Source organism: Pseudomonas sp. PA-1-3F (assembly GCF_021609665.1).
GTDB classification, from domain to species: domain Bacteria; phylum Pseudomonadota; class Gammaproteobacteria; order Pseudomonadales; family Pseudomonadaceae; genus Aquipseudomonas; species Aquipseudomonas paracarnis.
The window spans coordinates 46,179-69,683 of the sequence record NZ_WJZD01000006.1; the positions used below are offsets into that span (position 1 = coordinate 46,179).

General features: G+C 60.9%; 20 protein-coding genes and 1 pseudogene. 13 read left to right on the top strand and 8 right to left on the bottom strand.

From position 1 onward, the window contains the following. Positions 1–53: 53 nt before the first annotated feature. On the bottom strand, positions 54–1,478 hold the full coding sequence (locus GIV26_RS05655; RefSeq protein ID WP_089041523.1) for an aminotransferase-like domain-containing protein: 1,425 nt from the start codon (positions 1,476–1,478) through the stop codon (positions 54–56). A gap of 166 nt (positions 1,479–1,644) precedes the next feature. On the opposite strand from GIV26_RS05655, the gene GIV26_RS05660 reads away from it, so the two are divergent. After that, on the top strand, positions 1,645–1,869 hold the full coding sequence (locus GIV26_RS05660) for a DUF1127 domain-containing protein (protein WP_034129086.1): 225 nt from the start codon (positions 1,645–1,647) through the stop codon (positions 1,867–1,869). On the opposite strand, the gene GIV26_RS05665 is transcribed toward GIV26_RS05660, so the two are convergent. Then, positions 1,870–3,162 (bottom strand): NAD(P)/FAD-dependent oxidoreductase, encoded by a 1,293-nt coding sequence (locus tag GIV26_RS05665; RefSeq protein ID WP_236279661.1) that lies wholly within the window; start codon positions 3,160–3,162, stop codon positions 1,870–1,872. It lies immediately after the preceding gene. A 115-nt stretch (positions 3,163–3,277) separates the two neighbouring features. Here GIV26_RS05665 and GIV26_RS05670 point away from each other — a divergent pair, with 115 nt between their 5' ends. After that, positions 3,278–3,631, top strand: coding sequence for a YkgJ family cysteine cluster protein (locus GIV26_RS05670; RefSeq protein WP_054919711.1), 354 nt, complete (start codon positions 3,278–3,280; stop codon positions 3,629–3,631). 71 nt (positions 3,632–3,702) lie between these two features. On the opposite strand, the gene GIV26_RS05675 is transcribed toward GIV26_RS05670, so the two are convergent. Beyond that, the gene (locus GIV26_RS05675) at positions 3,703–4,191 is read right to left on the bottom strand and encodes an Lrp/AsnC ligand binding domain-containing protein (RefSeq protein ID WP_003176896.1); all 489 of its coding nucleotides are present in this window, start codon (positions 4,189–4,191) and stop codon (positions 3,703–3,705) included. Positions 4,192–4,347: 156 nt separating this feature from the next. Between GIV26_RS05675 and dadA the strand changes: the two genes are divergently transcribed. The 6 genes from dadA to GIV26_RS05705 all read left to right on the top strand — a co-directional run bounded on the left by dadA (position 4,348) and on the right by GIV26_RS05705 (position 10,446). After that, positions 4,348–5,649 (top strand): D-amino acid dehydrogenase, encoded by a 1,302-nt coding sequence (gene dadA, locus GIV26_RS05680; RefSeq protein ID WP_054896021.1) that lies wholly within the window; start codon positions 4,348–4,350, stop codon positions 5,647–5,649. Beyond that, complete coding sequence (locus GIV26_RS05685) at positions 5,621–5,974, top strand: RidA family protein (protein ID WP_236279662.1); 354 nt, start codon at positions 5,621–5,623, stop codon at positions 5,972–5,974. The genes dadA and GIV26_RS05685 overlap by 29 nt, the downstream gene beginning before the upstream one ends. A gap of 79 nt (positions 5,975–6,053) precedes the next feature. Further along, positions 6,054–7,127 (top strand): alanine racemase, encoded by a 1,074-nt coding sequence (alr, locus tag GIV26_RS05690; RefSeq protein ID WP_034129082.1) that lies wholly within the window; start codon positions 6,054–6,056, stop codon positions 7,125–7,127. A 116-nt stretch (positions 7,128–7,243) separates the two neighbouring features. Continuing rightward, positions 7,244–7,792: a cupin domain-containing protein gene (locus tag GIV26_RS05695; protein WP_014720470.1), complete on the top strand. Its 549-nt coding sequence runs from the start codon at positions 7,244–7,246 to the stop codon at positions 7,790–7,792. 182 nt (positions 7,793–7,974) lie between these two features. Next, a complete protein-coding gene (locus GIV26_RS05700; RefSeq protein ID WP_034129081.1) occupies positions 7,975–8,385 on the top strand; it encodes a c-type cytochrome in 411 nt (136 codons plus the stop codon). Positions 8,386–8,523: 138 nt separating this feature from the next. After that, complete coding sequence (locus GIV26_RS05705; protein ID WP_236279663.1) at positions 8,524–10,446, top strand: acetyl-CoA hydrolase/transferase C-terminal domain-containing protein; 1,923 nt, start codon at positions 8,524–8,526, stop codon at positions 10,444–10,446. Positions 10,447–10,562: 116 nt separating this feature from the next. Here the strand turns inward: GIV26_RS05705 and GIV26_RS05710 are convergent, their stop codons facing one another. Then, positions 10,563–11,135 (bottom strand): xanthine phosphoribosyltransferase, encoded by a 573-nt coding sequence (locus tag GIV26_RS05710; protein ID WP_003195447.1) that lies wholly within the window; start codon positions 11,133–11,135, stop codon positions 10,563–10,565. A gap of 58 nt (positions 11,136–11,193) precedes the next feature. Further along, positions 11,194–13,203: a DNA helicase Rep gene (gene rep, locus GIV26_RS05715; protein ID WP_005792464.1), complete on the bottom strand. Its 2,010-nt coding sequence runs from the start codon at positions 13,201–13,203 to the stop codon at positions 11,194–11,196. A gap of 266 nt (positions 13,204–13,469) precedes the next feature. Between rep and GIV26_RS05720 the strand changes: the two genes are divergently transcribed. Then, positions 13,470–15,134, top strand: coding sequence for a putative bifunctional diguanylate cyclase/phosphodiesterase (locus GIV26_RS05720; protein WP_034129063.1), 1,665 nt, complete (start codon positions 13,470–13,472; stop codon positions 15,132–15,134). A gap of 125 nt (positions 15,135–15,259) precedes the next feature. Here GIV26_RS05720 and GIV26_RS05725 read toward each other — a convergent pair whose 3' ends face one another. Further along, the gene (locus tag GIV26_RS05725; RefSeq protein WP_096144033.1) at positions 15,260–16,663 is read right to left on the bottom strand and encodes a NorM family multidrug efflux MATE transporter; all 1,404 of its coding nucleotides are present in this window, start codon (positions 16,661–16,663) and stop codon (positions 15,260–15,262) included. 152 nt (positions 16,664–16,815) lie between these two features. Between GIV26_RS05725 and GIV26_RS05730 the strand changes: the two genes are divergently transcribed. The 3 genes and pseudogenes from GIV26_RS05730 (at position 16,816) to GIV26_RS27325 (ending at position 19,889) form a co-directional block, all read left to right on the top strand. After that, positions 16,816–17,736, top strand: coding sequence for a LysR substrate-binding domain-containing protein (locus GIV26_RS05730; RefSeq protein WP_014720465.1), 921 nt, complete (start codon positions 16,816–16,818; stop codon positions 17,734–17,736). A 176-nt stretch (positions 17,737–17,912) separates the two neighbouring features. Further along, positions 17,913–18,986, top strand: a pseudogene (locus GIV26_RS27320) (Cache 3/Cache 2 fusion domain-containing protein); the annotation flags it as partial. Between the two features lie 180 nt (positions 18,987–19,166). Next, the gene (locus GIV26_RS27325) at positions 19,167–19,889 is read left to right on the top strand and encodes a methyl-accepting chemotaxis protein (RefSeq protein ID WP_430962202.1); all 723 of its coding nucleotides are present in this window, start codon (positions 19,167–19,169) and stop codon (positions 19,887–19,889) included. Positions 19,890–19,892: 3 nt separating this feature from the next. Here GIV26_RS27325 and GIV26_RS05740 read toward each other — a convergent pair whose 3' ends face one another. Continuing rightward, positions 19,893–20,807 (bottom strand): ABC transporter six-transmembrane domain-containing protein, encoded by a 915-nt coding sequence (locus GIV26_RS05740; protein WP_034129060.1) that lies wholly within the window; start codon positions 20,805–20,807, stop codon positions 19,893–19,895. A 112-nt stretch (positions 20,808–20,919) separates the two neighbouring features. On the opposite strand from GIV26_RS05740, the gene GIV26_RS05745 reads away from it, so the two are divergent. Continuing rightward, on the top strand, positions 20,920–21,495 hold the full coding sequence (locus GIV26_RS05745) for a TetR/AcrR family transcriptional regulator (RefSeq protein WP_034129059.1): 576 nt from the start codon (positions 20,920–20,922) through the stop codon (positions 21,493–21,495). Between the two features lie 6 nt (positions 21,496–21,501). Here the strand turns inward: GIV26_RS05745 and GIV26_RS05750 are convergent, their stop codons facing one another. Next, on the bottom strand, positions 21,502–22,998 hold the full coding sequence (locus GIV26_RS05750; RefSeq protein ID WP_034129058.1) for a YifB family Mg chelatase-like AAA ATPase: 1,497 nt from the start codon (positions 22,996–22,998) through the stop codon (positions 21,502–21,504). Positions 22,999–23,505: the final 507 nt, after the last annotated feature.

Genomic DNA, 23,505 nt, shown 5'->3' on the forward strand with positions numbered 1-23,505 from the left:
CTGCTTCCAGGTCAGGGCGGTTGTGGCATATGACGGCATTTGCTCGGGAAAGGTCAGTCCGCCGTCTCTTGCAGCATCTTGCGTGCAGCTGCACCTACCTTGCGCACGGCCTCTTCAATCTGCGGCGTTGGCTTGGCAGCGTAGTTCATGCGCAAGCAGTTACGGTACTTGCCGGAGGCGGAGAAGATGCTGCCTACCGCCACCTGTACACCTTGTTCCACCAGCACGCGGTTGAGCTTCAAGGTGTCGAAGCCCTCCGGCAGCTCAATCCATAGCATGAAGCTGCCTTGGGGCCGGCTGGCGCGCGTGCCAGCGGGGAAATAACGGCTGACCCAATCGAGCATCAAGTCGCGATTACGCTGGTATTGGGTACGCATCCTACGTAAATGAGGCTCGAAATGACCGCCTTTGAGGAATTCGGCAATGGCGATCTGCGGCTGTGTGGCCGTAGAGCCGGTGCTGATGTATTTCATGTGCAGCACCCGCTCCAGATAGCGTCCCGGTGCGACCCAACCAATGCGCAGGCCGGGCGCCAGGGTTTTGGAGAACGAGCTGCACAGCAGCACACGGCCGTCTTCATCGAAGGATTTGATGGTGCGCGGGCGTGGGTAGCTGTAGGCCAACTCGCCATACACATCATCTTCGATAATCGCCACGTCAAAGCGCTGGGCCAGGGTCAGCAAGGCGCGTTTACGGGCTTCCGGCATGATGTAGCCCAAGGGGTTGTTGCAGTTTGGGGTGAGCTGGATGACTTTGATCGGCCACTGTTCCAGCGCCAGTTCCAAGGCCTCCAGGCTGATGCCGGTGAGCGGGTCGGTAGGGATTTCCAGGGCTTTCATGCCCAGGCCCTTGAGGGTCTGCATGGCGCCGTGGAAGCTGGGCGAATCCACCGCGACGATATCGCCGGGCTCACAAATCGCGTGAATGCTGGCGGAGAGGGCTTCGTGGCAACCGGTGGTGATCACGATGTCTTCGGCGCTCAGTTGGCAGCCGGAGTCCAATGACAGCCGGGCGATTTGCTCACGCAGTTCCATACAGCCAAGGATATTGTCGTAATACAGCCCCGGCAGGTCTTGGCGCCGGCTGACACGGGCGAGGCTACGCAGCAACGGCTTCAAGGTAGGCGACAATACATCCGGCATGCCTCGGCCCATCTGTATGACGTCTTTGCGCGGCACCGCACGAATCAGTTCCAGCACCAGGTCCCACTGGGAAATTTCCACTGGCCGTTGGGCCGGGCGGCCTATCTCGGGCAGTGCCGGCAGTTCACGGCCCACCGGAACAAAATAGCCCGACTTGGGCTTGGGCATCGCCAGGCCGTTGTCTTCGAGCAACCGATACGCCTGCTGCACGGTGCTCAGGCTCACCCCATGTTCCACACTCAAGGCCCGCACCGATGGCAGTCGATCGCCCGGACGATAGAAGCCCTGTTCAATACGGGTGCCGAGCAATTCGGCGAGGTTGACGTAAAGGGTCATGGTGGTCGCTCCCGGGGGACCAGTACAGATAGGGGGAAAATACAGGATTCAGCCACGCAAGAGCAGCATCTGTATGTATTTAATAAAAGTTGGCTGAATCTGTAATGGTTCTGGCCGCCCGCGCATGCTGATCACTTAAGACAACAGGCCAATGAGGGGCAGTCAAATGAGCGGCATGAGCGATGTACGGCTGGCGTTACGCAGTCAGGAACTGGACGTGGCGCAGGAGCAGGTGATCACTGCCTCGGCGCCTGGCCGCTGGAATCTGTTCTGGCGCCGTCGCCATACGCGCAAGGCCCTGCTGGACCTGAGCCGCGAGCAGTTACGCGACATCGGGCTGACCGCCGAGCAGGCGCGCCGTGAGGGTTTGAAACCCTTCTGGCGCGATTGATCAGAGCAGTTCTTTAAGGCGGTGCCAGAGCATCCCCAGGGCCAGCAACGGCGAACGCAGGTGTTTGCCGCCGGGGAAGGTGATGTGTGGCACCTGGGCGAACAGATCGAAGCGCCCCTGTTGCTGGCCGCTGATGGCCTCGGCCAGCAGCTTGCCCGCCAGATGCGTGGCGTTGAGGCCATGGCCGGCATAGGCCTGGGCGTAATACACGTTGGGTTGATCGGCCAGGCGGCCAATCTGCGGCAGGCGGTTGGCGCCGATGCCGATCATGCCGCCCCATTGGTAGTCTATTTTCACGTCTGCCAATTGGGGGAATACCTGCAGCATCTTCGGTCGCATGTAGGCGCCGATGTCCTTGGGGTCTCGACCGGAGTAGTGGCAGGCGCCGCCGAACAACAGGCGGCGGTCGGCGGACAGGCGGAAGTAGTCCACCGTCACGCGCTGGTCACACACGGCCATGTTCTGCGGTAACAGGCGGGTGGCTTGCGCGTCGCTCAAGGGCTCGGTGGCAATGATGTAGCTGCCGGCGGGCAACACCTTGCCGCTCAGTTGCGGGTTGAGCCCGTTCAGGTAGGCGTTGCAGGCCAGTACCAGGGTCTTGGCGCGCACAGTGCCTTGGGCGGTATGCACCTTGACCTCAGGACCATAGTCGATTCGGGTCACGGGGGATTGCTCGTATAGCGCCACGCCCAACTGCTGGGCAACGGCAGCCTCACCCAGTGCCAGATTCAGCGGGTGCAGATGGCCGGAACCCATGTCGATCATGCCGCCTACATAGCGATCAGAGCCGATTACCGTGCCCATCTCGCTGGCTTGCAACAGGCGCACTTCGTGGCGGTAGCCCAGGCTGCGCAGCTCTTCGGCATCCTCGGCCAGGCCCTGTAGGTCGCGGGGTTTGTTGGCCAGGTCGCAGTAGCCCCAGGTCAGGTCACAGGGGATCTGGAAGCGCTCCACACGCTCGCGCACGATCTCCACGGCTTCCAGGCCCATCAGCTTCATTTGGCGCACGCCGTCGCTGCCGATCACCTGGGTGAACTGATCCAGCCCGTGGCCGACACCGCGAATCAACTGGCCGCCATTGCGCCCGCTGGCGCCCCAGCCGATCTTGCGCGCCTCCAGCAACACCACGCGAAAGCCGCGCTCGGCCAACTCCAGGGCGGTGTTGAGCCCCGAGAACCCCCCGCCGATCACACAGACATCGGCGTTCACCTCACCCGTCAGCGTCGGGTAATCCGGTTGCGGCACGCTGCTGGCGGCGTAGTAGGAAGCGGTGTGCCGGGCGCTGGCGGTCATGGGGAACCTCCCTGTCTGGAAAATTTGACGCAGGATACAGGGGTCGCACGACGCTGTCTGCGCGGGGCTTTTTGCGTCAGAATCCACGTCTATTCGCCGTTCGGTATGGGTTTCGATGAGTTGCAACAGTCAGAAAATCAGCGCGCTGCGTCGCCAGATTCCTTCGTTCGAGTGCGTCCCCGGTTGCCACGACTGCTGTGGGCCGGTGACCACCTCGCCCGAGGAAATGTCGCGTCTGCCGCGCAAGACCGCTGCCGAGCAAGAGGCGGCGATGGACGCGCTGAACTGCGTACACCTGGGGCCCAAGGGTTGCACGGTGTATGACGAGCGGCCGCTGATCTGTCGCCTGTTCGGCACCACCAAGACCTTGCCGTGCCCTAATGGCCGCCGGCCAGTGGAGCTGATTCATCCGCGGGTGGAGAAGCAGATTCATGAGTACATGGCGAGTACCCGGCAGGTGTTGGTCTAGCGGATGTACTCGGTTAAAACTGTGGGAGCTGGCTTGCCAGCTCCCACATTTGACCGTGTTGTGTCACTGGGTCAGTCAGGGATCGGCAGGTTCAGGCTCTCTTTCACCTCTTCCATCACGATATAGCTCTTGGATTCCCGCACATGGGGGAGTTTGAGCAGGATATCGCCCAGCAATTTGCGGTACGACGCCATCTCCGAGATTCGCGCTTTCACCAGGTAGTCGAAATCACCCGACACGAGATGGCATTCCAGCACGTGAGGCAGTTTCAGCACGGCTCGGCGAAATTCTTCAAAGGTGTCACCCGACTTGTAATCCAGGCTGATCTCGACAAATACCAGCAAACTTCCCTTCAAATGCTGGGGATTGAGCCGTGCGTTGTAGCCCATGATGATCCCTTCGCGCTCCAGGCGCCGCACGCGCTCGGTGCAGGGCGTGGTGGACAGCCCGACCTTTTCCCCCAGCTCCGTGAACGAGATGCGCCCGTCGGTTTGCAGGATGCGCAGGATATTGCGGTCGATCTTGTCCAGCTCCCGCTTGGTCTGGGTGTTGGTACGCATAGGGGATACGCCTCTGTCAAAAGGGTTTTTGCCAAGAATTGTCGCCAAATATAGGCATTTATATAGTGAAATGCACTGCCGATTGTTTTTTACACTGCGCCCATCATTGCTCGAATAACACACGTCAGCGGCTGAGCCCGCGATGAGGATATAAAAATGCGCGTTCTGGTCTTGGGTAGCGGCGTCATTGGGGTGACCAGTGCCTACTATTTGGCGCGGGCCGGCTTCGACGTTGTGGTGGTTGATCGTCAGCCTGCCGCTGCCATGGAAACCAGTTTCGCTAATGCCGGTCAGGTGTCCCCTGGCTACGCGTCGCCATGGGCCGCGCCGGGTGTGCCGCTCAAGGCCATCAAATGGCTGCTTCAGCGCCACGCGCCGCTGGCGATCAAGGCCACCGCCGATATCGACCAATACCTGTGGATGGCGCAGATGCTGCGCAACTGCACGGCTAGCCGCTACGCGGTGAACAAGGAACGCATGGTGCGCCTGTCCGAGTACAGCCGCGACTGCCTTGACGAATTGCGCGCCGAGACCGGCATTGCCTACGAAGGGCGCAGCCTCGGGACTACCCAACTGTTCCGCACCCAGGCCCAGCTCGATGGCGCCGCCAAGGACATCGCCGTGCTGAAAGAGTCCGGCGTGCCATTCGAATTGCTCGACCGAGCCGGCATTGCCCGGGTTGAACCGGCCCTGGCCAGCGTCACCGATATCCTCGCGGGTGCCTTGCGCCTGCCCAACGACCAGACGGGCGATTGCCAGATGTTCACCACGCGCCTGGTCGAAATGTGCAAACAATTGGGCGTGGAATTCCGCTTCGAACAAGACATCCAGCGCCTGGACTACGCAGGCGACCGCATCAACGGTGTGCTGATCGACGGCAAGCTGGAAACTGCCGACCGCTATGTACTGGCTCTCGGCAGTTACTCGCCCAAGTTGCTCAAGCCATTGGGGATCAAGGCGCCGGTGTACCCGCTCAAGGGTTATTCGCTGACTGTGCCGATCACTAACCCGGCAATGGCGCCGACCTCGACCATTCTCGATGAAACCTACAAAGTCGCGATCACCCGTTTCGACAACCGTATTCGCGTCGGTGGCATGGCTGAAATAGCCGGTTTTGACCTGTCGCTGAACCCGCGGCGACGTGAAACCCTGGAGATGATCGTCAACGACCTTTATCCTCAGGGCGGCGATCTGGCCCAGGCCAGTTTCTGGACCGGCCTGCGCCCGACCACCCCGGACGGTACACCGATTGTGGGTGCCACGCCGTTCAAGAACCTGTTCCTGAATACAGGCCACGGTACCCTCGGTTGGACCATGGCCTGTGGTTCAGGTCGCTTGCTGGCCGACCTGATGGCGAAGAAAACGCCGCAGATCAGCGCCGCAGGCCTCGATATTTCCCGTTATGGCAACCACCAGGAGTCCGCACAACATGTCAATCCAGCGCCAGCTCACCAATGAGCGCATGAGCCAGATCGTTGTCCACAGCGGTACCGTGTACCTGGCAGGGCAAGTTGGCGACGACATGAGCGCCGGGATTGAGCAGCAGACCCGTGAAACCCTGATCAATATCGAGCGCTTGCTGAACCTTGCGGGTACCGACAAGTCCAGGTTGCTGTCGGTAACGATCTACCTGAAGGACATCGACGCCGACTTCGCTTTGATGAACGCGGTATGGGACAAATGGCTGCCCAAAGGCGTCGCCCCGGCCCGAGCCACGGTCCAAGCCAAGCTGTGCGAACCCGAGATTCTGGTAGAGCTGTCTGTCGTGGCTGCGCTGCCTTAACAACGATCCCTCTCCCGGTGCCGGCGTTGTTGGTCGGCACCGGTTTTTTATTGACTTTGCTGCCTAGAAGCCTGCCGCCATGCGTCCAGCCCGTGCCCTGATTGATCTCCAAGCCCTGCGCCATAACTACCAATTGGCCCGAGAAGTCACCGGGGCCAAGGCCCTCGCCGTGATCAAGGCCGATGCCTACGGCCATGGCGCGGTGCCCGTGGCCCAGGCACTGGAGGCGCAAGCCGACGGGTTCGCGGTGGCGTGCATCGAGGAAGCGCTGGAACTGCGCGCCGCCGGCATTCGTGCGCCGGTGTTGCTGCTGGAAGGTTTTTTCGAAGCCGACGAGCTGCCGCTGATCATCGAGCAGGATTTGTGGTGCGTGGTGCATTCGCTTTGGCAGTTGGACGCCATCGAGCAAGCTCGTTTGAGCAAGCCGCTGACAGTGTGGCTGAAGCTGGACTCGGGCATGCACCGTGTGGGCCTGCACCCCAAGGATTACCAGGAGGCGTATCAGCGCCTGCTGGCGAGTGGCAAAGTGGCGAAAATCGTGCTGATGAGCCATTTTGCCCGCGCCGATGAGCTCGATTGCGTCAGCAGCAACGAACAAGTAACGGTGTTTGAGGCGGCGCGCCAGGGGCTGGCGGCTGAGGTCAGCCTGCGCAACTCACCGTCTGTATTGGGCTGGCCAAGCGTGTCCAGCGACTGGGTGCGCCCCGGTATCATGCTTTATGGCGCAACGCCCTTTGGCGAAGACCAGGCCCTCGCCGCGCGCTTGCAGCCTGTGATGACCCTGGAGTCCAAAGTCATCTGCGTGCGCGAGTTGCCGGCCGGTGAGCCGGTGGGCTACGGCGCCAGGTTCGTCACGCCCAAGCCGATGCGCATCGGCGTGGTTGCCATGGGTTATGCCGACGGTTACCCACGTCATGCGCCGACCGGTACCCCGGTGCTGGTCGCTGGCCAGCGCAGCCGGCTGCTGGGGCGCGTGTCCATGGACATGCTTTGTGTCGACCTCACCGACTTGCCCCAGGCGGGCCTTGGTTCCACCGTAGAGTTGTGGGGCAAGCACATCCTCGCCAGTGATGTTGCCGTGGCCGCCGAGACCATCCCCTATCAGATTTTCTGCAATCTGCGCCGAGTGCCAAGGCTCTATAGCGGCGCTTAGCCGCCGGCAACGAACCGAGCACACCGGGATTTAGGCCCAAGTGTTGTAAATACTGAACGCTGTCGCCATGATAACGCTCAATTACAACAAAGCCTGAATCCTAGGAGGCTCCTGCATTGGACGTCGGCGAACGACTGCAATCCATCCGTAAACTCAAAGGTCTTTCCCAGCGTGAGCTCGCCAAGCGTGCGGGCGTCACCAACAGCACCATTTCGATGATCGAGAAAAACAGCGTCAGCCCCTCGATCAGCTCCCTGCGCAAGGTGTTGGGCGGTATCCCCATGTCCATGGTCGAGTTCTTCTCCGAAGAAGTGCTCCAGGAAATACCGACGCAGATCGTCTATAAAGCCAATGAGCTGATCGACATCTCTGACGGTGCCGTCACCATGAAACTGGTGGGCCGGGCGCGCCCAAGCCGGGCTATCGCATTTCTCAATGAAATCTACCCTCCGGGTGCCGACACTGGCGAAGAAATGCTCACCCATGAAGGCGAAGAAACCGGAATTCTGGTGGAAGGGCGCCTGGAATTGGTGGTCGGTCTTGAAACTTTTGTGCTCGAAGCGGGCGATAGCTACTACTTTGAAAGCACCAGGCCTCATCGTTTTCGCAATCCGTTCGACGTGCCGGCGCGACTAATCAGCGCAGCCACACCCGCGAACTTTTAAGAATAGAGGCGCCCTGCCAGCGTTGCAGAGGTTCCCGCAGCTGTACACCGTGAGGCCGAATCTCCCTTTATTTAATAGGGTTGTTTCGGCCAGGCGGGCTAACCGTTATACTTTCGCCGCCTGCGAAACCGTGGCCGCAGGCGTGAATAGCCACCATTGAGGGTGAACGCGTGAACCTAATTATGAAAATGCTGGCTGCACCAGCAACCGTACTGGCCCTATGGGCTGTCAGCGCTCAAGCTGCGACCAATGATGACATTGCCAAGCGCCTGGAGCCTGTGGGCCAGGTTTGCGTCCAGGGCCAGGAATGCAAGGGCATGGAAGTTGCCGTGGCAGCCGGCGGCGGCGGCGCGAAAACCCCCGATGAGATCATCGCCAAGCACTGTAATGCGTGCCACGGCAGCGGCCTTTTGGGTGCGCCAAAAATTGGCGACACCGCCGCATGGAAAGAACGCGCCGACCATCAAGGTGGCCTCGATGGCATCCTGGCCAAGGCCATCACCGGTATCAACGCCATGCCGCCCAAAGGCACCTGCGCTGATTGTTCGGATGACGACCTCAAGGGTGCGATCAAGAAGATGTCCGGGCTGTAATCGGCCGATCTTCGTCAAAAATGCCGCTTACCAGCGGCTTTTTTGTGCCCGCGATTTGGTATTCAGGCTGTTCATTGCAGCAAAGACCCGGCAAGCTCGGTCCAACCCCTAATTCATGGAATGTTCGGGAGCAGTCGGATGGTGCAGTTGTGTTCAATCGAGCAAGCAGTTGACGACGTACTGGAGCGCCTGCCGGCGCATATCCACATGGGCATGCCGCTGGGGCTGGGCAAGCCCAACCTGTTCGTCAACGCGCTGTACCGGCGCATCGCAAAATTGCCCGAACGGGCGCTGACGCTCTATACGGCCTTGAGCCTGGGCCGCCCTACGCAGGGTGACGGTCTTCAAAAGCGCTTTATCGAACCTTTCATCGAACGAGTGTTTGGCGACTACCCCGAGCTGGATTTCCTCGCGGACCTGCACAAGGGCAGCCTGCCGAAGAATATCCGTGTGCAGCAATTCTTCATGCAGCCCGGCAGCTTGCTCCACAGCGCCGCGGCGCAACAGGATTACGTCAGCAGCAACTACAGCCATGCGGCCCGCGACATCAATGCCGCCGGCCTCAACCTGGTGGCGCAATTGGTTGCCAGTAGCAGCGAGCATCCCGACCGCCTGAGCCTGAGCTGCAACCCGGATATCACCCTCGACCTGATGCCCATGATCGCCAAGCGCCGCGCGGCTGGGGAGACCATCCTGGTCGTCGGCCAGGTCCATAGCGATTTGCCCTACATGCCTGGCGATGCCGAGCTGGGCATGGATGAGTTCGACTACCTGCTGGATGAAAAAGACAGCACCACGCTGTTCTCCACTCCGAACATGCCGGTGGGCTTTCAGGATCATTTTATCGGCCTGCATGCCAGCACCCTGGTGCGTGATGGCGGTACGTTGCAGATTGGCATCGGCTCCATGGGCGATGCACTGACGGCTGCCTTGCTGGCGCGCCAGGCCGACAAAGAAGCCTATCGCCTGTTGCTCACCGACTTGGATGTGTATCAGTGGGCGCCGTTGATCAGTCGCGAAGGCGGCGTCGAGCCGTTTGCCCGTGGCCTTTACGGTTGCAGCGAGATGTTCGTCAACGGCCTGCTGGTATTGGCGGATGCCGGGATCGTGCGGCGCAAGGTCTACCCGGATGTGGCGACCCAGATGCAGGCCAACGCGGGCACCCTGGACGACGCGGCGCAACCCGATGGCGTGTCGATCCATGGCGGTTTCTTCCTGGGGCCTCGCAGTTTTTACCAGCGCTTGCAGGAAATGACCCATGCCAAGCGCCAGGCATTCAACATGACCCGCATCAGCTACATCAACGAGCTGTACGGCCAGGAAGAACTCAAGCGCTTGCAGCGCCTGGATGCGCGGTTTATCAACAGCGCTATCATGGTCACCTTGCTCGGCGCGGGCGTGGCTGATCAGTTGGAAGACGGTCGCGTGCTCAGTGGTGTGGGCGGGCAATACAATTTCGTGGCCCAGGGGCATGCGCTGGAAGGTGCACGCTCAATCCTGATTTTGCGCAGCTGGCGCGAGTCGGCGGGTGAGGTCAGTTCCAATATCGTCTGGGAGTACGGCCACTGCACCATTCCCCGGCACCTGCGGGATATCGTCATTACCGAATACGGTATTGCCGACTTGCGGGGTCAGACGGATGCCAAGGTGATCGAAGCGTTGCTGAACATCACTGACTCAAGGTTCCAGCACGACTTGATTGAGCAGGCGCAAAAGGCCGGCAAACTGCCCAAGGATTTCCAGTTGGATCCGCGTTTTGCCGACAACACGCCGCAGCGGCTCCAGGCGATTCAGGCCAGGCACCGTCGCTTGTTCCCCGAATACCCCCTGGGCAGTGACTTCACGGATGAGGAGCGGGACTTGTTGCGGGCGCTGAACTGGCTCAAGAGCAAATTCAAGCTCACGGAAATTCTGGAGTTGGGCAAGGCGGCACTCGACGCGCCGGAGCCGGAGGCGTTTCCCGAGCATTTGCAGCGGATGCGCTTGGATAAGCCGAAGGGCATCAAGGAAGACCTGTATCAACGCTTGCTGCTGGCCGGACTGCAGGCCACCGCCCACTGACAGCGCAACGCAAAACCTAATGTGGGAGCTGGCTTGCCTGCGATAGCGGTGTGTCAGTCGACATCTCTGTCGACTGACACACCGCTATCGCAGGCAAGCCAGCTCCCACACAGTGATTACTCGATAAAGGTCACGACACCACCGGCCAGCGACTTCACCCGCGCCAGCGACTCAACCCGATAACCCTGTGCATCCAGTTCTGCACGCCCACCCTGGAACGACTTCTCGATCACAATGCCCAAGCCGGCTACGGTCGCGCCGGCCTGCTTGATGATCGAGATCAGCGCTTGGGACGCCTTGCCGTTGGCCAAAAAGTCATCGATCACCAGCACGCGGTCGCTGCTGGTCAGGTGGCGCGGGGAGATCGCCACGGTGCTTTCGGTTTTCTTGGTGAAGGAATACACCGTGGCCGACAGCAGGTTTTCCGTGAGCGTCAAGGATTGCTGCTTGCGCGCGAAGATCACCGGCACACCCAGGTTCAGCCCGGTCATGATCGCCGGGGCAATGCCCGACGCTTCGATGGTGACGATCTTGGTGATGCCCGAATCCTTGAACAGTGCGGCGAACTCGTCGCCGATCAGTTTCATCAGTGCCGGGTCGATCTGGTGGTTCAGAAAGGCGTCAACCTTGAGGACCTGATCGGAAAGCACGATGCCTTCTTCGCGAATTTTCTTGTGCAGTGCTTCCACGGAAAGCTTCCTCTAATGGCGCGTTGTGCGCCGAAAGTAGATTAAAAAGTAGTCGATTCTAGCGCTTTAACATCGCGCGTATATCCGCCAAGGCGGTGTTGCCGCGAACGGCCTTCACCTCGGTGGGAGTGTCGTCATTGCCTTCCCAGGCCAGGTCGTCCGGCGGCAGTTCATCCAGGAACCGGCTGGGGGCACAATCGATGATTTCACCGTATTGCTTGCGCTTGGCGGCAAAGGTGAAGGCCAGGGTCTGACGTGCGCGGGTAATGCCCACGTAGGCCAGGCGGCGTTCTTCCTCGATGGTGTCGGCTTCGATGCTGGAGCGGTGCGGGAGGATTTCCTCTTCCATGCCCATGATGAACACGTAGGGAAATTCCAGGCCCTTGGACGCATGCAAGGTCATCATCTGCACGCCTTCGGCACCGTCTTCCTCTTCTTGCTGGCGCTCGAGCATGTCGCGCAACACCAGCTTGCCGATGGCGTCCTCGACGGTCATCTCGCCGTCTTCGTCTTTTTCCAGGGTGTTCTTCAGCGCTTCAATCAGGAACCAGACGTTGCCCATGCGGTAATCGGCGGCCTTGTCGCTGGAGCTGTTGGTGCGCAGCCAGTTTTCATAGTCGATGTCCATGACCATGCTGCGCAGGGCGCTGATCGGGTCTTCGCCGGCGCACTGTTCGCGGACTTTGTCCATGAAGCGCTTGAAGCGTGACAGGCGATCAGTGAAGCGCGTGTCCAAGTGTTCGCCCAGGCCGATTTCGTCGGTGGCGGCGTACATGGAGATCTTGCGTTCGGTGGCGTAGTTGCCGAGCTTTTCCAGGGTCGTCGAGCCGATTTCCCGGCGTGGCACGTTGATCACGCGCAGGAAGGCGTTGTCGTCGTCCGGGTTCACGATCAGCCGGAAGTAGGCCATCAGGTCTTTGACTTCCTGGCGTCCGAAAAAGCTGTTGCCGCCCGACAGGCGATACGGCACCTGGTGATGCTGCAGCTTCAGCTCGATCAGTTTGGCCTGGTAGTTGCCGCGATACAGGATCGCAAAGTCGCTGTAGGGCCGGTCGGTGCGCAAGTGCAGGCTGAGGATTTCCACGGCGACGCGCTCGGCTTCGGCGTCTTCGTTGCGGCAGCGGATCACACGGATCTCGTCGCCATGGCCCATCTCGCTCCACAGTTGTTTTTCAAACTCGTGGGGGTTGTTGGAGATCAGCACGTTGGCGCAACGCAGGATGCGGCTGGTGGAGCGGTAGTTCTGCTCCAGCATCACCACTTTCAAGGAGGGGTAGTCTTCCTTGAGCAGCATCAGGTTTTCCGGGCGGGCGCCGCGCCAGGCGTAGATCGACTGGTCGTCGTCGCCCACCACGGTGAACTGGTTGCGCGTGCCGATCAGTAATTTCACCAGCAGGTATTGGCTGGCGTTGGTGTCCTGGTATTCGTCCACCAGCAGGTAACGCACCTTGTTCTGCCACTTCTCCAGGATGTCCTTGTGCTCTTGGAACAGCTTGACTGGCAGCAGGATCAGGTCGTCGAAGTCCACCGCGTTGAACGCCTTGAGCGTGCGCTGGTAGTGGGTGTAGACGATGGCAGCGGTCTGCTCCTTGGGGTTGCGTGCAGCTTCCAGGGCTTCGGCGGGCAGGATCAGGTCGTTTTTCCACGAGCCGATCATGTTCTTGATTTCGTCGACGCCGTCGTCGCCCGCGTATTCCTTCTGCATGATGTCGGTCATCAGGGCCTTGACGTCGGTCTCGTCAAAGATCGAGAAGCCCGGCTTGTAGCCCAGTCGCACATGCTCCTTGCGGATGATGTTCAGGCCCAGGTTGTGGAAGGTGCACACGGTGAGGCCACGGCCTTCGCCACCCTTGAGCAGGGTGCCGACCCGCTCTTTCATTTCCCGCGCCGCCTTGTTGGTGAAGGTCATGGCGACGATGTACTGGGCGCGGATGCCGCAGTTCTGGATCAAGTGCGCGATCTTGCGCGTGATCACGCTGGTCTTGCCGGAGCCTGCACCGGCGAGCACCAATAGAGGGCCGCCGACGTAGTTCACGGCTTCTTGCTGCCGGGGGTTGAGTCGGGACATACGGAATTTCAGGGGTCGTTGTTCAAAAGGGCGGGCATTTTAACAGGCTGGAAAGATTCTGCTGCCATAGAACGACGGTGTGACGTACCACTCGATCTAAATTTGCCGGTTTTGCTACTTTGCCGCAGGATGTTAAGGATTATTCGAGACTAATATTTACAGTCTACGTGTTTGATAACACCTATCATTTGTCATCCTTTGTCATTGTCAGGCCGCACGTCATAATGGCACCGCTAATGAAATTTTGCAGAGTCTAGGGAGTTAGCGTGTCTACGCCTGTCGAACCCTTGCGTTTGCTGCTGCTGGCCGATGAGCCCGAGTGGGCAGCGTTGTTGCGCGAGTGCCTGGAGCCGATGGGCGAAGGGGCTGTGCTGATCAGTGCGCCCAACTGGGACTCGGTAAGCCGCCTGTTCGATGACGACCAGGGTGCTGTGTTATTGACCACGCCCAGCCTGCAGCCCGGCCCCGGCCGGTGCAGCCTGCCGTGTGTATTGTTGCTGGAGCAGGAGCCACTGGTGGCGCCGCTGGGTGTCAGCGATTGGTTGGTGTTGGATGCATTGGACGCCGACACATTGCGCCGCTGCCTGCGCCATGTGCGCGAGCGCGGCGTGCTAGAAAACACCTTGCAGCGCCTGGCCGAGCAAGACCCGCTCACCGGTATTGCCAACCGTCAGGGCTTTCAGACCTTGCTGGCCGCCCGGCTGGCAGAAAACGAAGGCCGTGGCCTGGCCCTCGGCCATCTGGACCTGGACAATTTTCGTCATGCCAACGATGCCCTCGGCCATCAGGCGGGCGACCGTTTGATCCTGCAAGTGGTGTCGCGGCTCAAGAGCCAGCTCGAAGCCGGGGACCAACTGGCGCGCCTGGGCAGCGATGAGTTTGCCTTGTTGATCGATACCCGCCGGGCGCCCCAGCGCGCCGAATGGATGGCCGAGCGCATCACCGAAGTGATGGCCGAACCCTATTGGGTGGATGGCGAAAGCCTGTTGATCGGTTGCAGCCTGGGCATGGCCCATGCTCGAGCCCGCGCTGGCGCCGACCCGTTGATGTGGCATGCCCATATCGCCATGCAGCAGGCCAAAAGCACCCAGGGCTGTACCTTTCATATCTTCAATGAACGCATCAACCGCAACGCGCGCAGCCTGGCCGACCTGGAAAGTGAACTGCGCCGGGCTTTGCGTCGCGATGAGTTGGAGCTGCATTACCAGCCGCGACTGGACCTGGACGATGGTCATATCGTTGGCCTCGAAGCTCTGGTGCGCTGGCGCCACGGTGAACGCGGCTTGTTGCCGCCTAGCGAATTCGTGCCGCTGGCCGAACAGAGTGGTCTGATCGTGCCATTGGGCTACTGGGTGATCTCCCGAGCCCTGCGCGACATGCAAGACCTGCGTGAACGCGGCCTGCCGCCGCTGCACATGGCGGTCAACCTGTCGTTTCGCCAGTTCCAGGACAGTCAGTTGCTGTCTACCCTCAGCCGCCTGATTGCCGAGCGTGGCGTGGAAGCGCAATGGCTGGAGTTCGAATTGACCGAAACCGCCGTGATGCGCCGCAGCGACCTGGTCAAGCAGACCATGGACGCCCTTGGCCGGCTGGGTGTGCGGTTTTCCCTGGATGATTTCGGCACCGGTTTTTCGTCGTTTGTGCACCTTAACAGCCTGCCGATTGCCTTGTTGAAGATCGACAAGAGCTTTGTCGGCGGCATGGAAGAGCGCGAAGAAAACCGCAAGCTGGTGCACGCCATGATCAACCTGGCCCACAACCTCAACCTGGAAGTAGTCGCCGAAGGCGTGGAAACCCCTGAGCAGCTTGAGCTTTTGCGCTTGTTTGGGTGCGACCAGGTCCAGGGTTACCTGATCAGCAAGCCGTTGCCGCTGCCCGAGCTGGTGGAATATCTGATGTTCGGGCAAAGCCAGCAGGCGCTGTTGGGTTAAGCCTTCAAAGTGGTTCAAATGTGGGAGCTGGCTTGCCTGCGATAGCGGTCGTTCAGCTAATAATGATTAGCCTGACACACCGCTATCGCAGGCAAGCCAGCTCCCACATGTGCCGCGTGTACTCGCTAGTCAGGCAGGGCCGCTCGGAATCCAACAGGAGCATCCGGCTCCTGCCTAATCATCCGCTTCATCTTCGCCTCAAATGCCCAGGTCAGGCTCACCGCCGCACACGCCAGGCCCAGTGCCAGGCCCCACCAGACGCCTGTTGGCCCCCAACCCAGGGTGAACGCCATCAACCAGGCTGACGGTGCGCCAATCAGCCAATAGCAACCCAGGCCCACCAGGAAGGTGGTCTTGGCGTCCTTCAGGCCACGGATACAACCCATGGCGATGGTCTGCACGCCATCGAACAATTCAAACCAGGCGGCGACGGCCAGCAGGCTCACCGCCAGCACGATGACGTCATGGAACGCCGGGTCGTCATGGTCGAGGAACAGTCCGATCAGCGGGTCGGAAAACAGCCACAGTACCGCCGCAAATCCCACCATCACCATGGCGCCGAATCCTATGCCCACTCGTCCGGCCAGGCGTGCCTGCAGCAACTGCCCGGCGCCGTAATGCTGGCCGATGCGCATGGTCACCGCGTAGGACATCCCCGCCGGCACCATGAAGGCCACCGAGACAATCTGCAGGGCGATCTGGTGTGCCGCCAACTGCGTGCTGCCCATGGTGCCCATGCACAACGCCGCAAAGGCAAACAACCCGACCTCTACCGCATAGGTGCCGCCAATCGGCAGGCCCAGGCGCCACAGCTCGCGCAGGTAGTGGGTATTCAGGCGCAGCAGGCCGGTGCCCAGCGGGTAGGCGGCGTAGGTGCGGTTGCTGCGGATGTACCACATCAGTGCCAGCGCCATGCCATTGGCGACGATGGCGGTCACCAGGCCGATGCCCATCAGGCCCAGTTTCGGCAGGCCGAACATGCCTTCGATCAGCGCATGGTTGAGCAGGTAGTTGACCACGGTGCCGCACAGGCTGATCACCATCACCGGGGTAGCCTTGCCGATGGCGCTGGTAAAGCCGCGCAGGGCCATGAAGCTCAGGTAGCCGGGCAGGGCAAAGGGCAGGATCGTCAGAAATTGCCCGGCCGCATGCACGTTGGTTTCGGTCTGGCCGAACATCAGCAGCACCGGCTTCAAGTTCCATAACAGCAACGCCGCCGCCAGGGCCATCAACCACGCCAGCCACAGCCCGGCCTGGGTCAGGCGAGTGGCGCCGTCGATATCGCCCGCGCCATGGCGAATGGCGACCAGGGTGCCCACGGCTGCGATCACGCCGATGCAGAAGATCGCCACGAACGAATAGCTCGCCGCGCCCAGGCCTCCGCCGGCCAGTGCCTCGGGGCTCAAGCGCGCCATCATCAAGGTGTCGGTCAGCACCATCAGCATGTGCGCCAACTGTGAGGCAATCAACGGCCCCGATAGCCGCAGAATGGCCCAGAGTTCGGTACGTGCCGGATGTTGCATGATCATCACACTCGAATGGTCAGGAAGGTGGGGAAGGGTTGATTCTCGGCGCATTCAGCGCATTGCACAAAAGGATAAAAGCGATCGTTGGCATGATTAAAACTCATGCATGAGCGATTCTGGTAGGGTTTCCAGATTGCGCAGTCGGAGCTTTCAGCATGTCTCGTCGTCTTCCTCCTCTTTATGCCTTGCGGGCATTTGAAGCCGCCTCCCGTCACCACTCGTTTACCCGTGCGGCTGAGGAATTGTCGATTACCCAGAGTGCGATCAGCCGGCATATCCGTACGCTCGAAGATTATTTCGCCTGCCGATTGTTCCAGCGCAGCGGGCGCACGTTGCAGCTCACGGAAGCGGCGCGTTTGTTGCTGCCAGGCGTACGGGAAGGCTTCGCTGCCCTGGAGCGTGCTTGCCATACCTTGAATGCCGAAGATGACATCCTGCGTATGAAGGCGCCGTCCACCTTGACCATGCGCTGGCTGCTGGCGCGGTTGAGTCGCTTCCGCGCGTTGCAGCCAGGCAATGAGGTGCAACTCACCAGTGCGTGGATGAGCATTGATGAAGTGGACTTCAACCAAGAGCCATTCGACTGCGCGGTGTTGCTCAGCAACGGGCACTTTCCGGCGGACTGGGAGGCCAGTTATCTGTTTGCGGAAATGCTTATCCCGGTGGGAGCGCCGAATCTGTTGGACGACGGTCCCTGGGACGTGACGCGGCTCGCAACCGCCGAACTGCTGCACCCGACGCCTGACCGCCGCGACTGGCGTTACTGGCTGCAGCGCATGGGGTTGTCATCTCACGTTTCACTCAAGGGTGGGCAGGTGTTCGACACGCTTGAACTGGGCATGATAGCCGCCGCCCGAGGCTATGGCGTCTCCATGGGGGATTTGCTGATGGTGGCCGAAGACGTGGCGCAGGGACGCTTGAGCCTGCCGTGGCCTACGGCGGTCGCCAGTGGGGAAAGCTACTACCTGGTGTGGCCGAAAACCCGTCCGGGTGGCGAACGTTTGCGACGGCTGGCGGAATTTCTTCAAGGTGAAGTCAAGGCAATGGAATTGCCTCAGGTTGAACGCCTCGATTGAGTAGGGCCGGACCTTTTGTGCAATCGTTTGCGGGATACCCCTGTGATTCGCTCAAGTATTGCCAAATGCCGCCGAAGAAAGGTGTTGGAACCCTCGTGCACTACCGTTTCCCACTAGATAATTTGCCGAGCAGCGCTATGAGATCAGGATGATCCTGGCCTCGGCCAGGAGCTGTCATGTCTCAACCTCGTGCCCGGATTGCCTCCCAGTTAGGCCTTGCACTCGCCGTGATTCTGGCTGTCGTGATCAGCGGCAGTACGGTCTTTGCCTTGCGTACCCTCGACTCCGCCAACCTCGCCACCCGCGAGGAACACTTGGCCAGCGAGGCACGTTTGCTCGCCGACCAACTCAACACCTTCCACAGCACCTTGCGTGAAAGCACCCAGCGTTTGAGCGGGCTGTTTGAAAAGCGCTTCGGCGCCGGCTTGAGTGTGCGTGCGGACCAGCCCGTGGCCGTGGCCGGCGTGCAGACGCCGAGCCTCTACCTGGGCAATGAGGTGCTGAACAATAACTTCGAAGAGGTGGATGAGTTCAAGCAGATGTCCGGTGGCGTGGCCACGGTGTTCGTGCGCAGCGGCGACGACTTTATCCGCGTCAGCACCTCCCTGACCAAGCAGGACGGCAATCGCGCCATTGGCACCGTGCTAGACCGTCAGGGCGCGGCCTACCAGCGCGTTGTGAGCGGCCAGACCTACATCGGCCGTGCCGTGTTGTTCGACCGCTCCTACATGACCCAATACAGCCCCGTACGTGACAGCAGTGGGCAGGTCATCGCCGTGCTGTTCATCGGTTTCGATTACACCGATGCGCAGAACGCCCAGTTTGAAAACCTCAAGCGCTTCCGCATCGGCCAGACCGGCTCCCTCGCGCTGCTGGATGAGCAAAAGCACTGGCTGGTGCCGCCGGCTGGCGTGCAAGCGCCGGATCAGGCGATTGCCGTGATGCTCGACCTGGCGAAAAAGCCGGGTGCTGGCCGTTTTTGGAGCGACAAAAACGAAGATTTCTATAGTGTCTCGGTGCCGTTTGAAGGCGGCCCTTGGGCGGTGGTAGCGAGCATGCCCAAGGCTGAGATTCGCGCAGTGACCTGGGAAGTCGGCATCCGCCTGGTGATCGGCAGTGTGCTGGCGATGTTACTGGCAGTGGGCGCCACGGTGTGGCTGTTGCGCAGCAAGCTGGCGCCATTGAGCGAGCTGGTGCGCCAGGCCCAGGCCCTGGGCGCGGGCGATTTGAGTGCGCGGCTCAATGTGTCCAGCCATGACGAAATCGGCCAGCTGGCGCGTAGTTTCAACCAGATGGGTGAGGCGCTGTCGACCATGGTGTCGCATATCCGTACCGCCGCCGAACAGGTCAACAGCCGCGCCCAGGCGCTGTCGGGCTTGTCCGGCGGTGCCTATGAAGGCATGGAGCAGCAGTCCGGCGAGATCACCAGCATGGCCGGTGCGGTGGAAGAGTTCAGTGCTACCTCGCTGAACATTGCCGACAACATGGGCAACACCGAGCGCCTGGCTCAAGAGAATGCCCAGCAAACCCGTATCGGCCGCAGTTCGATGCAAGAGGCGTCATCGTCCCTGGAACATATCGCCACTGCGCTGAACAGCACCGCTGCCGTGATCAACACCCTGGGCCAGCGTTCCCAGGAAATCGGCGGGATCGTCGGCGTGATTACCGCCATCGCAGAACAGACCAACCTGCTGGCGCTCAACGCCGCCATCGAGGCTGCGCGCGCCGGCGAGCAAGGTCGTGGCTTCGCCGTGGTCGCCGACGAAGTGCGCAACCTGGCTTCGCGCACCCGCCAGGCCACCGATGAAATCTCCGGCATGATCCAGAGCATCCAGCAGGAAACCGGTAACGCCATCAGCACCATGGAGCACGGCAATGCGCTGATGCAGGAAGGCCTGTCGCGCAACGCCGATGTGGCCTCGGCCCTGGCGCGTATTGACGAGCAAAGCCGCTCGGCCGGCCAGCAATTTGCTGCGATCACCACCGCCACCCAGGAACAGAGCAGCACCGCGACCTTGCTCAGCAGCAACCTGCAGAGCATTGCGCTGGCCAACAGCGAGCAGCGTGAAGTGGTGTCCAACCTGGCGGTTACCGCCAAGGAACTGGAGACCTTGGCGGCAGGCTTGCGTCATGAGGTGGATCGGTTTCGTTGAGGCTCAGGCCTCCCCAAGCCCTGGGTCTACGCGCTTGCCAATGTCCTTGAGCCGCGCCAGTTGGTCGACCATGCCTGGCGCTTCGTCCAGGCTGGTGACGAAGGTCCACAGATAGGTCATGACGGCGTAGATGTGGCCGGCCTTCACCGCTGGGGACATGGCTAATTGGCTGATCGCAACCACGAACAGTAAGGCCGCGGTCATGCCGATAAACAGGAACGCCGCAGCCTCGCGGTCTGACAGCCAGATGCGCAGGCGTGACAGCACCTGGTAGTGGCGTCGCAGGGTCGGCGCGCCGACCTTTTCGACAAGGCCGATTTCTTTTTCCAGGCGGTTGTTCAGACGTTCGTGCAGCGCCTGATTGCGCTGGGCAAAACGCGGCAACAAGGTGATGCACAGCAGCAGGGCCGCCAGGCACGCCATGCCTACCCATGGCTCAATCACGATCAGCATCACTGCCGCGCCCACAATCGACACCAATGCCGTGGCGATGATAGGCACGTGCTTTTCAAAGAAGTCGACAAACTCCCGAGCAAGTACTACCCGTGCCGCCGATTTCGAGGTGCTGTGGTTCTGTTGGCGCTGGTTGAGAATGACCGGCACCGCAAGGTCCGCGTAGATGCGCGTGAACGTACGGGTGTCCAGCGCCCGTCTCGCCGCCCCAACGGCCCAGAACGCCATGACCACGGCGGCATACAGCAACGCACTGGTGGTATCGCCACGGATAATCGAATCCACCGCGAACCCGGCAAACAGTGGGTAAGCCAACAACAGCGCGTTCTCCAGCGCCACCAGCGACAAGGTGCAAGACAGCTTGCCGGGATAGGCTCTGGCAATAGCCTTGAGGGTCTGGCTGGCAGACTGCTGGCCGATTTTCTTGCTTTCTTCGATCAGAATTTGTGGGGTGACGGATGTCATGGGTGCACCAGAGGAGTAATAGACGCTATTATTGAGCGACTGCTCAAGTATCCTTGAGCGATCGCTCAAAAAGCAAGCGCCGCTTATCTGCTCGTGCTCGAAGGAATTGCCCATGTCGCGTACCGACCGTAAAGACCAGATCATCGCCGCCGCCCTGGAGCTGTTTCGCAGCAAGGGTTTCGCCGATGTATCCACCCGTGACCTCGCCGAACATGCCGGCTTGTCGCGCAGTCATGTCTATCACTACTTCAGCGACTGGAATGAACTGCGCCGCGAAGCCTTCGTACGCTTTGCCAATGAGCAACTGGATGAAGTGCGCGAGCCGTTGGCCGATGCGCCACCCCTGGAGGCGCTCGTGGGTTTTTTGCGCGACTGCCTGCCCAGCACCGCTGACGCCGGCTGGGCGCTGTGGCTCGACGCCTGGGACGAGGCCATGCATGACGCGCAAATGACCCAGGCTTATCTGGTAATCAACGCCCAATGGCAAAGCATGCTTGCCGAGGTGATCGAGCGGGGCGTTGCCGATAGCGTCTTTCGCTGCGAGTCGGCTCAACGCGCTGCACGGCAGATCTTCGCCCTGGCGATGGGCTATGCCGATGACCTGATGCTCAAGCCTTCCGCAGAGTCCGCAGAAGCGGCGCTGCAAGAAGTGCTGGAAGTGGCGAGGCTGCTGCTGGATTTTGCCTGACAAGTGCTAGCCATTTGCGGCTGGTCGGTACTGCAACGCCTCCGCCAAATGATGGCGGGCGATGCCTTCCACTTGCTCAAGGTCCGCCAGGGTGCGAGCCACCTTGAGCAATCGATGGGCTGCGCGCAGTGATAATGTCAGCCGCTCACACGCGCTTTCCAGCCAGCTTTCATCGGCTTTGGCCAACTGGCAGTGTTCGCGCAGCCGGGGCAGATCGAGGAATGCATTGGCGCAACCCTGGCGCTGGTGCTGGCGTTCCCGGGCTTGCGCCACCTGAGCGGACGCTTGCGCGGTGGTATCACCGGCTTGTTGGGCGGGGTTCAGCGCAGTGACCTCCCGCGCGACGGTCAGGTGCAAATCAATCCGGTCCAGCAACGGCCCGGAGAGCTTGTTGCGATAGCGCTGGATCTGCTCCGGTGTACACCGACAACGCCCGCTGGGCTCGCCCATGTAGCCGCAAGGGCAGGGGTTCATCGCCGCGACCAGTTGAAAGCGCGCCGGGAAGCTCACGCGGTCACGGGCGCGGGAGATCACGATATGCCCCGATTCCAATGGCTCACGCAGCACCTCCAGCACCTTGCGATCGAACTCTGGCAGCTCATCCAGGAACAACACCCCGTGATGGGCCAGGGTGATTTCCCCCGGTTGTGGCTTCGAGCCGCCACCCACCAGCGCCGGCCCGGATGCCGAGTGGTGTGGCTGACGGAACGGGCGGTTGGGCCAATGGCTCAGAGGGGCCAGGCTGACCACGGATTGGATTGCGGCCACTTCCAGCGCTTCCTGCTCGCTCAATGGCGGCAGCAAGCCCGGTAGCCGGCTGGCCAATAAGGTCTTGCCGGTACCCGGTGGCCCGCTGAACAGCAGGTTATGCGCGCCCGCCGCCGCGATCAGCAATGCTCGCTTGGCCGCGAGTTGGCCCTGCACTTCACTCAGGTCTGGGTAAGGCTTGTTCAAGTACAGCAAACCGTCGGACCTGTAGGGCTCAATCGGCACATGTCCATTCAGGTGCGCCACCACTTGCAGCAGGTGATCCACCGCAATCACCTTCAACCCCGACGCCAGGCACGCCTCCTCGGCATTGGCGCGCGGCACTATCACGGTGCGCCCGGCCTTGCGCGCCGCCAGCGCGGCCGGCAACACCCCCTTCACCGCGCGCACCTCGCCGGACAGCGCCAATTCCCCAAGGCATTCCACGTCATCGAGCATCAACGCCGGCACTTGCACACTGGCTGCCAGGATGCCCAGGGCAATCGCCAGATCAAAACGCCCGCCGTCCTTGGGCAGGTCGGCGGGCGCGAGATTGAGCGTGATGCGGCGGGCCGGATATTGCAGCGCCGAGTTGAGGATGGCGCTGCGCACGCGATCCTTGCTTTCCTTCACTGCAGTTTCGGGCAAACCCACGAGAGTGAGAGACGGCAGACCATTGGCCATGTGCACCTCGACGGTGACGGCGGGGGCTTCTACACCGACCTGGGCGCGGCTGTGGACGATGGCGAGGGACATGCTCGTTCCTTGAATGGGAGGGCCGCTTCCTGCGGTTTTTTCAAGGGTAGACGAGGTGGGATGGAGCGGGGCGGGGAGGTTTTACAGAACGTATCCGGGCGGCAATGCAAAACAAATGTGGGGGCTTGCCTGCGATGGCTGTGTGTCAGCAAAAAATCATCCGCTGATGCACCGCCATCGCAGCTTGGGTATCTACACAACTTTGTAGGCTGTCGCAGCAAGGTAACCACGATGCGAAGCGAGTCGCTCTTGATCTGCTTTTGATCTTAGGCGCCCCGTTAAACCACGCTGGCGAATTACGGGCACACCGAGCCTAAGCGAGGTGCCGAGTGGTGGGGCAAGAGCGTTTTGCTTACCTTTGCGCTTTTCAAAAGTGAGCCGCCGTCAGGGCGGAACCCTGAGTGGCCGTTACCGCAGCAATGGATATGTACACAATCCAGCTGGGTTGACTGTCAGGGCGCTATCGCAGGCAAGCCAGCTCCCACATTTGGATCGCGGTGCGTCAGT

Coding starts and splice junctions, on each gene's coding strand:
- GIV26_RS05655 (WP_089041523.1), bottom strand. CDS start 1,478: ATGACCCTTTACGTCAACCTCGCCGAATTGCTCGGCACCCGTATTGAA.
- GIV26_RS05660 (WP_034129086.1), top strand. CDS start 1,645: ATGAGCGGCATGAGCGATGTACGGCTGGCGTTACGCAGTCAGGAACTG.
- GIV26_RS05665 (WP_236279661.1), bottom strand. CDS start 3,162: ATGACCGCCAGCGCCCGGCACACCGCTTCCTACTACGCCGCCAGCAGC.
- GIV26_RS05670 (WP_054919711.1), top strand. CDS start 3,278: ATGAGTTGCAACAGTCAGAAAATCAGCGCGCTGCGTCGCCAGATTCCT.
- GIV26_RS05675 (WP_003176896.1), bottom strand. CDS start 4,191: ATGCGTACCAACACCCAGACCAAGCGGGAGCTGGACAAGATCGACCGC.
- dadA (WP_054896021.1), top strand. CDS start 4,348: ATGCGCGTTCTGGTCTTGGGTAGCGGCGTCATTGGGGTGACCAGTGCC.
- GIV26_RS05685 (WP_236279662.1), top strand. CDS start 5,621: ATGTCAATCCAGCGCCAGCTCACCAATGAGCGCATGAGCCAGATCGTT.
- alr (WP_034129082.1), top strand. CDS start 6,054: ATGCGTCCAGCCCGTGCCCTGATTGATCTCCAAGCCCTGCGCCATAAC.
- GIV26_RS05700 (WP_034129081.1), top strand. CDS start 7,975: ATGAAAATGCTGGCTGCACCAGCAACCGTACTGGCCCTATGGGCTGTC.
- GIV26_RS05705 (WP_236279663.1), top strand. CDS start 8,524: ATGGTGCAGTTGTGTTCAATCGAGCAAGCAGTTGACGACGTACTGGAG.
- rep (WP_005792464.1), bottom strand. CDS start 13,203: ATGTCCCGACTCAACCCCCGGCAGCAAGAAGCCGTGAACTACGTCGGC.
- GIV26_RS05725 (WP_096144033.1), bottom strand. CDS start 16,663: ATGATCATGCAACATCCGGCACGTACCGAACTCTGGGCCATTCTGCGG.
- GIV26_RS05730 (WP_014720465.1), top strand. CDS start 16,816: ATGTCTCGTCGTCTTCCTCCTCTTTATGCCTTGCGGGCATTTGAAGCC.
- GIV26_RS27325 (WP_430962202.1), top strand. CDS start 19,167: ATGGCCGGTGCGGTGGAAGAGTTCAGTGCTACCTCGCTGAACATTGCC.
- GIV26_RS05740 (WP_034129060.1), bottom strand. CDS start 20,807: ATGACATCCGTCACCCCACAAATTCTGATCGAAGAAAGCAAGAAAATC.
- GIV26_RS05745 (WP_034129059.1), top strand. CDS start 20,920: ATGTCGCGTACCGACCGTAAAGACCAGATCATCGCCGCCGCCCTGGAG.
- GIV26_RS05750 (WP_034129058.1), bottom strand. CDS start 22,998: ATGTCCCTCGCCATCGTCCACAGCCGCGCCCAGGTCGGTGTAGAAGCC.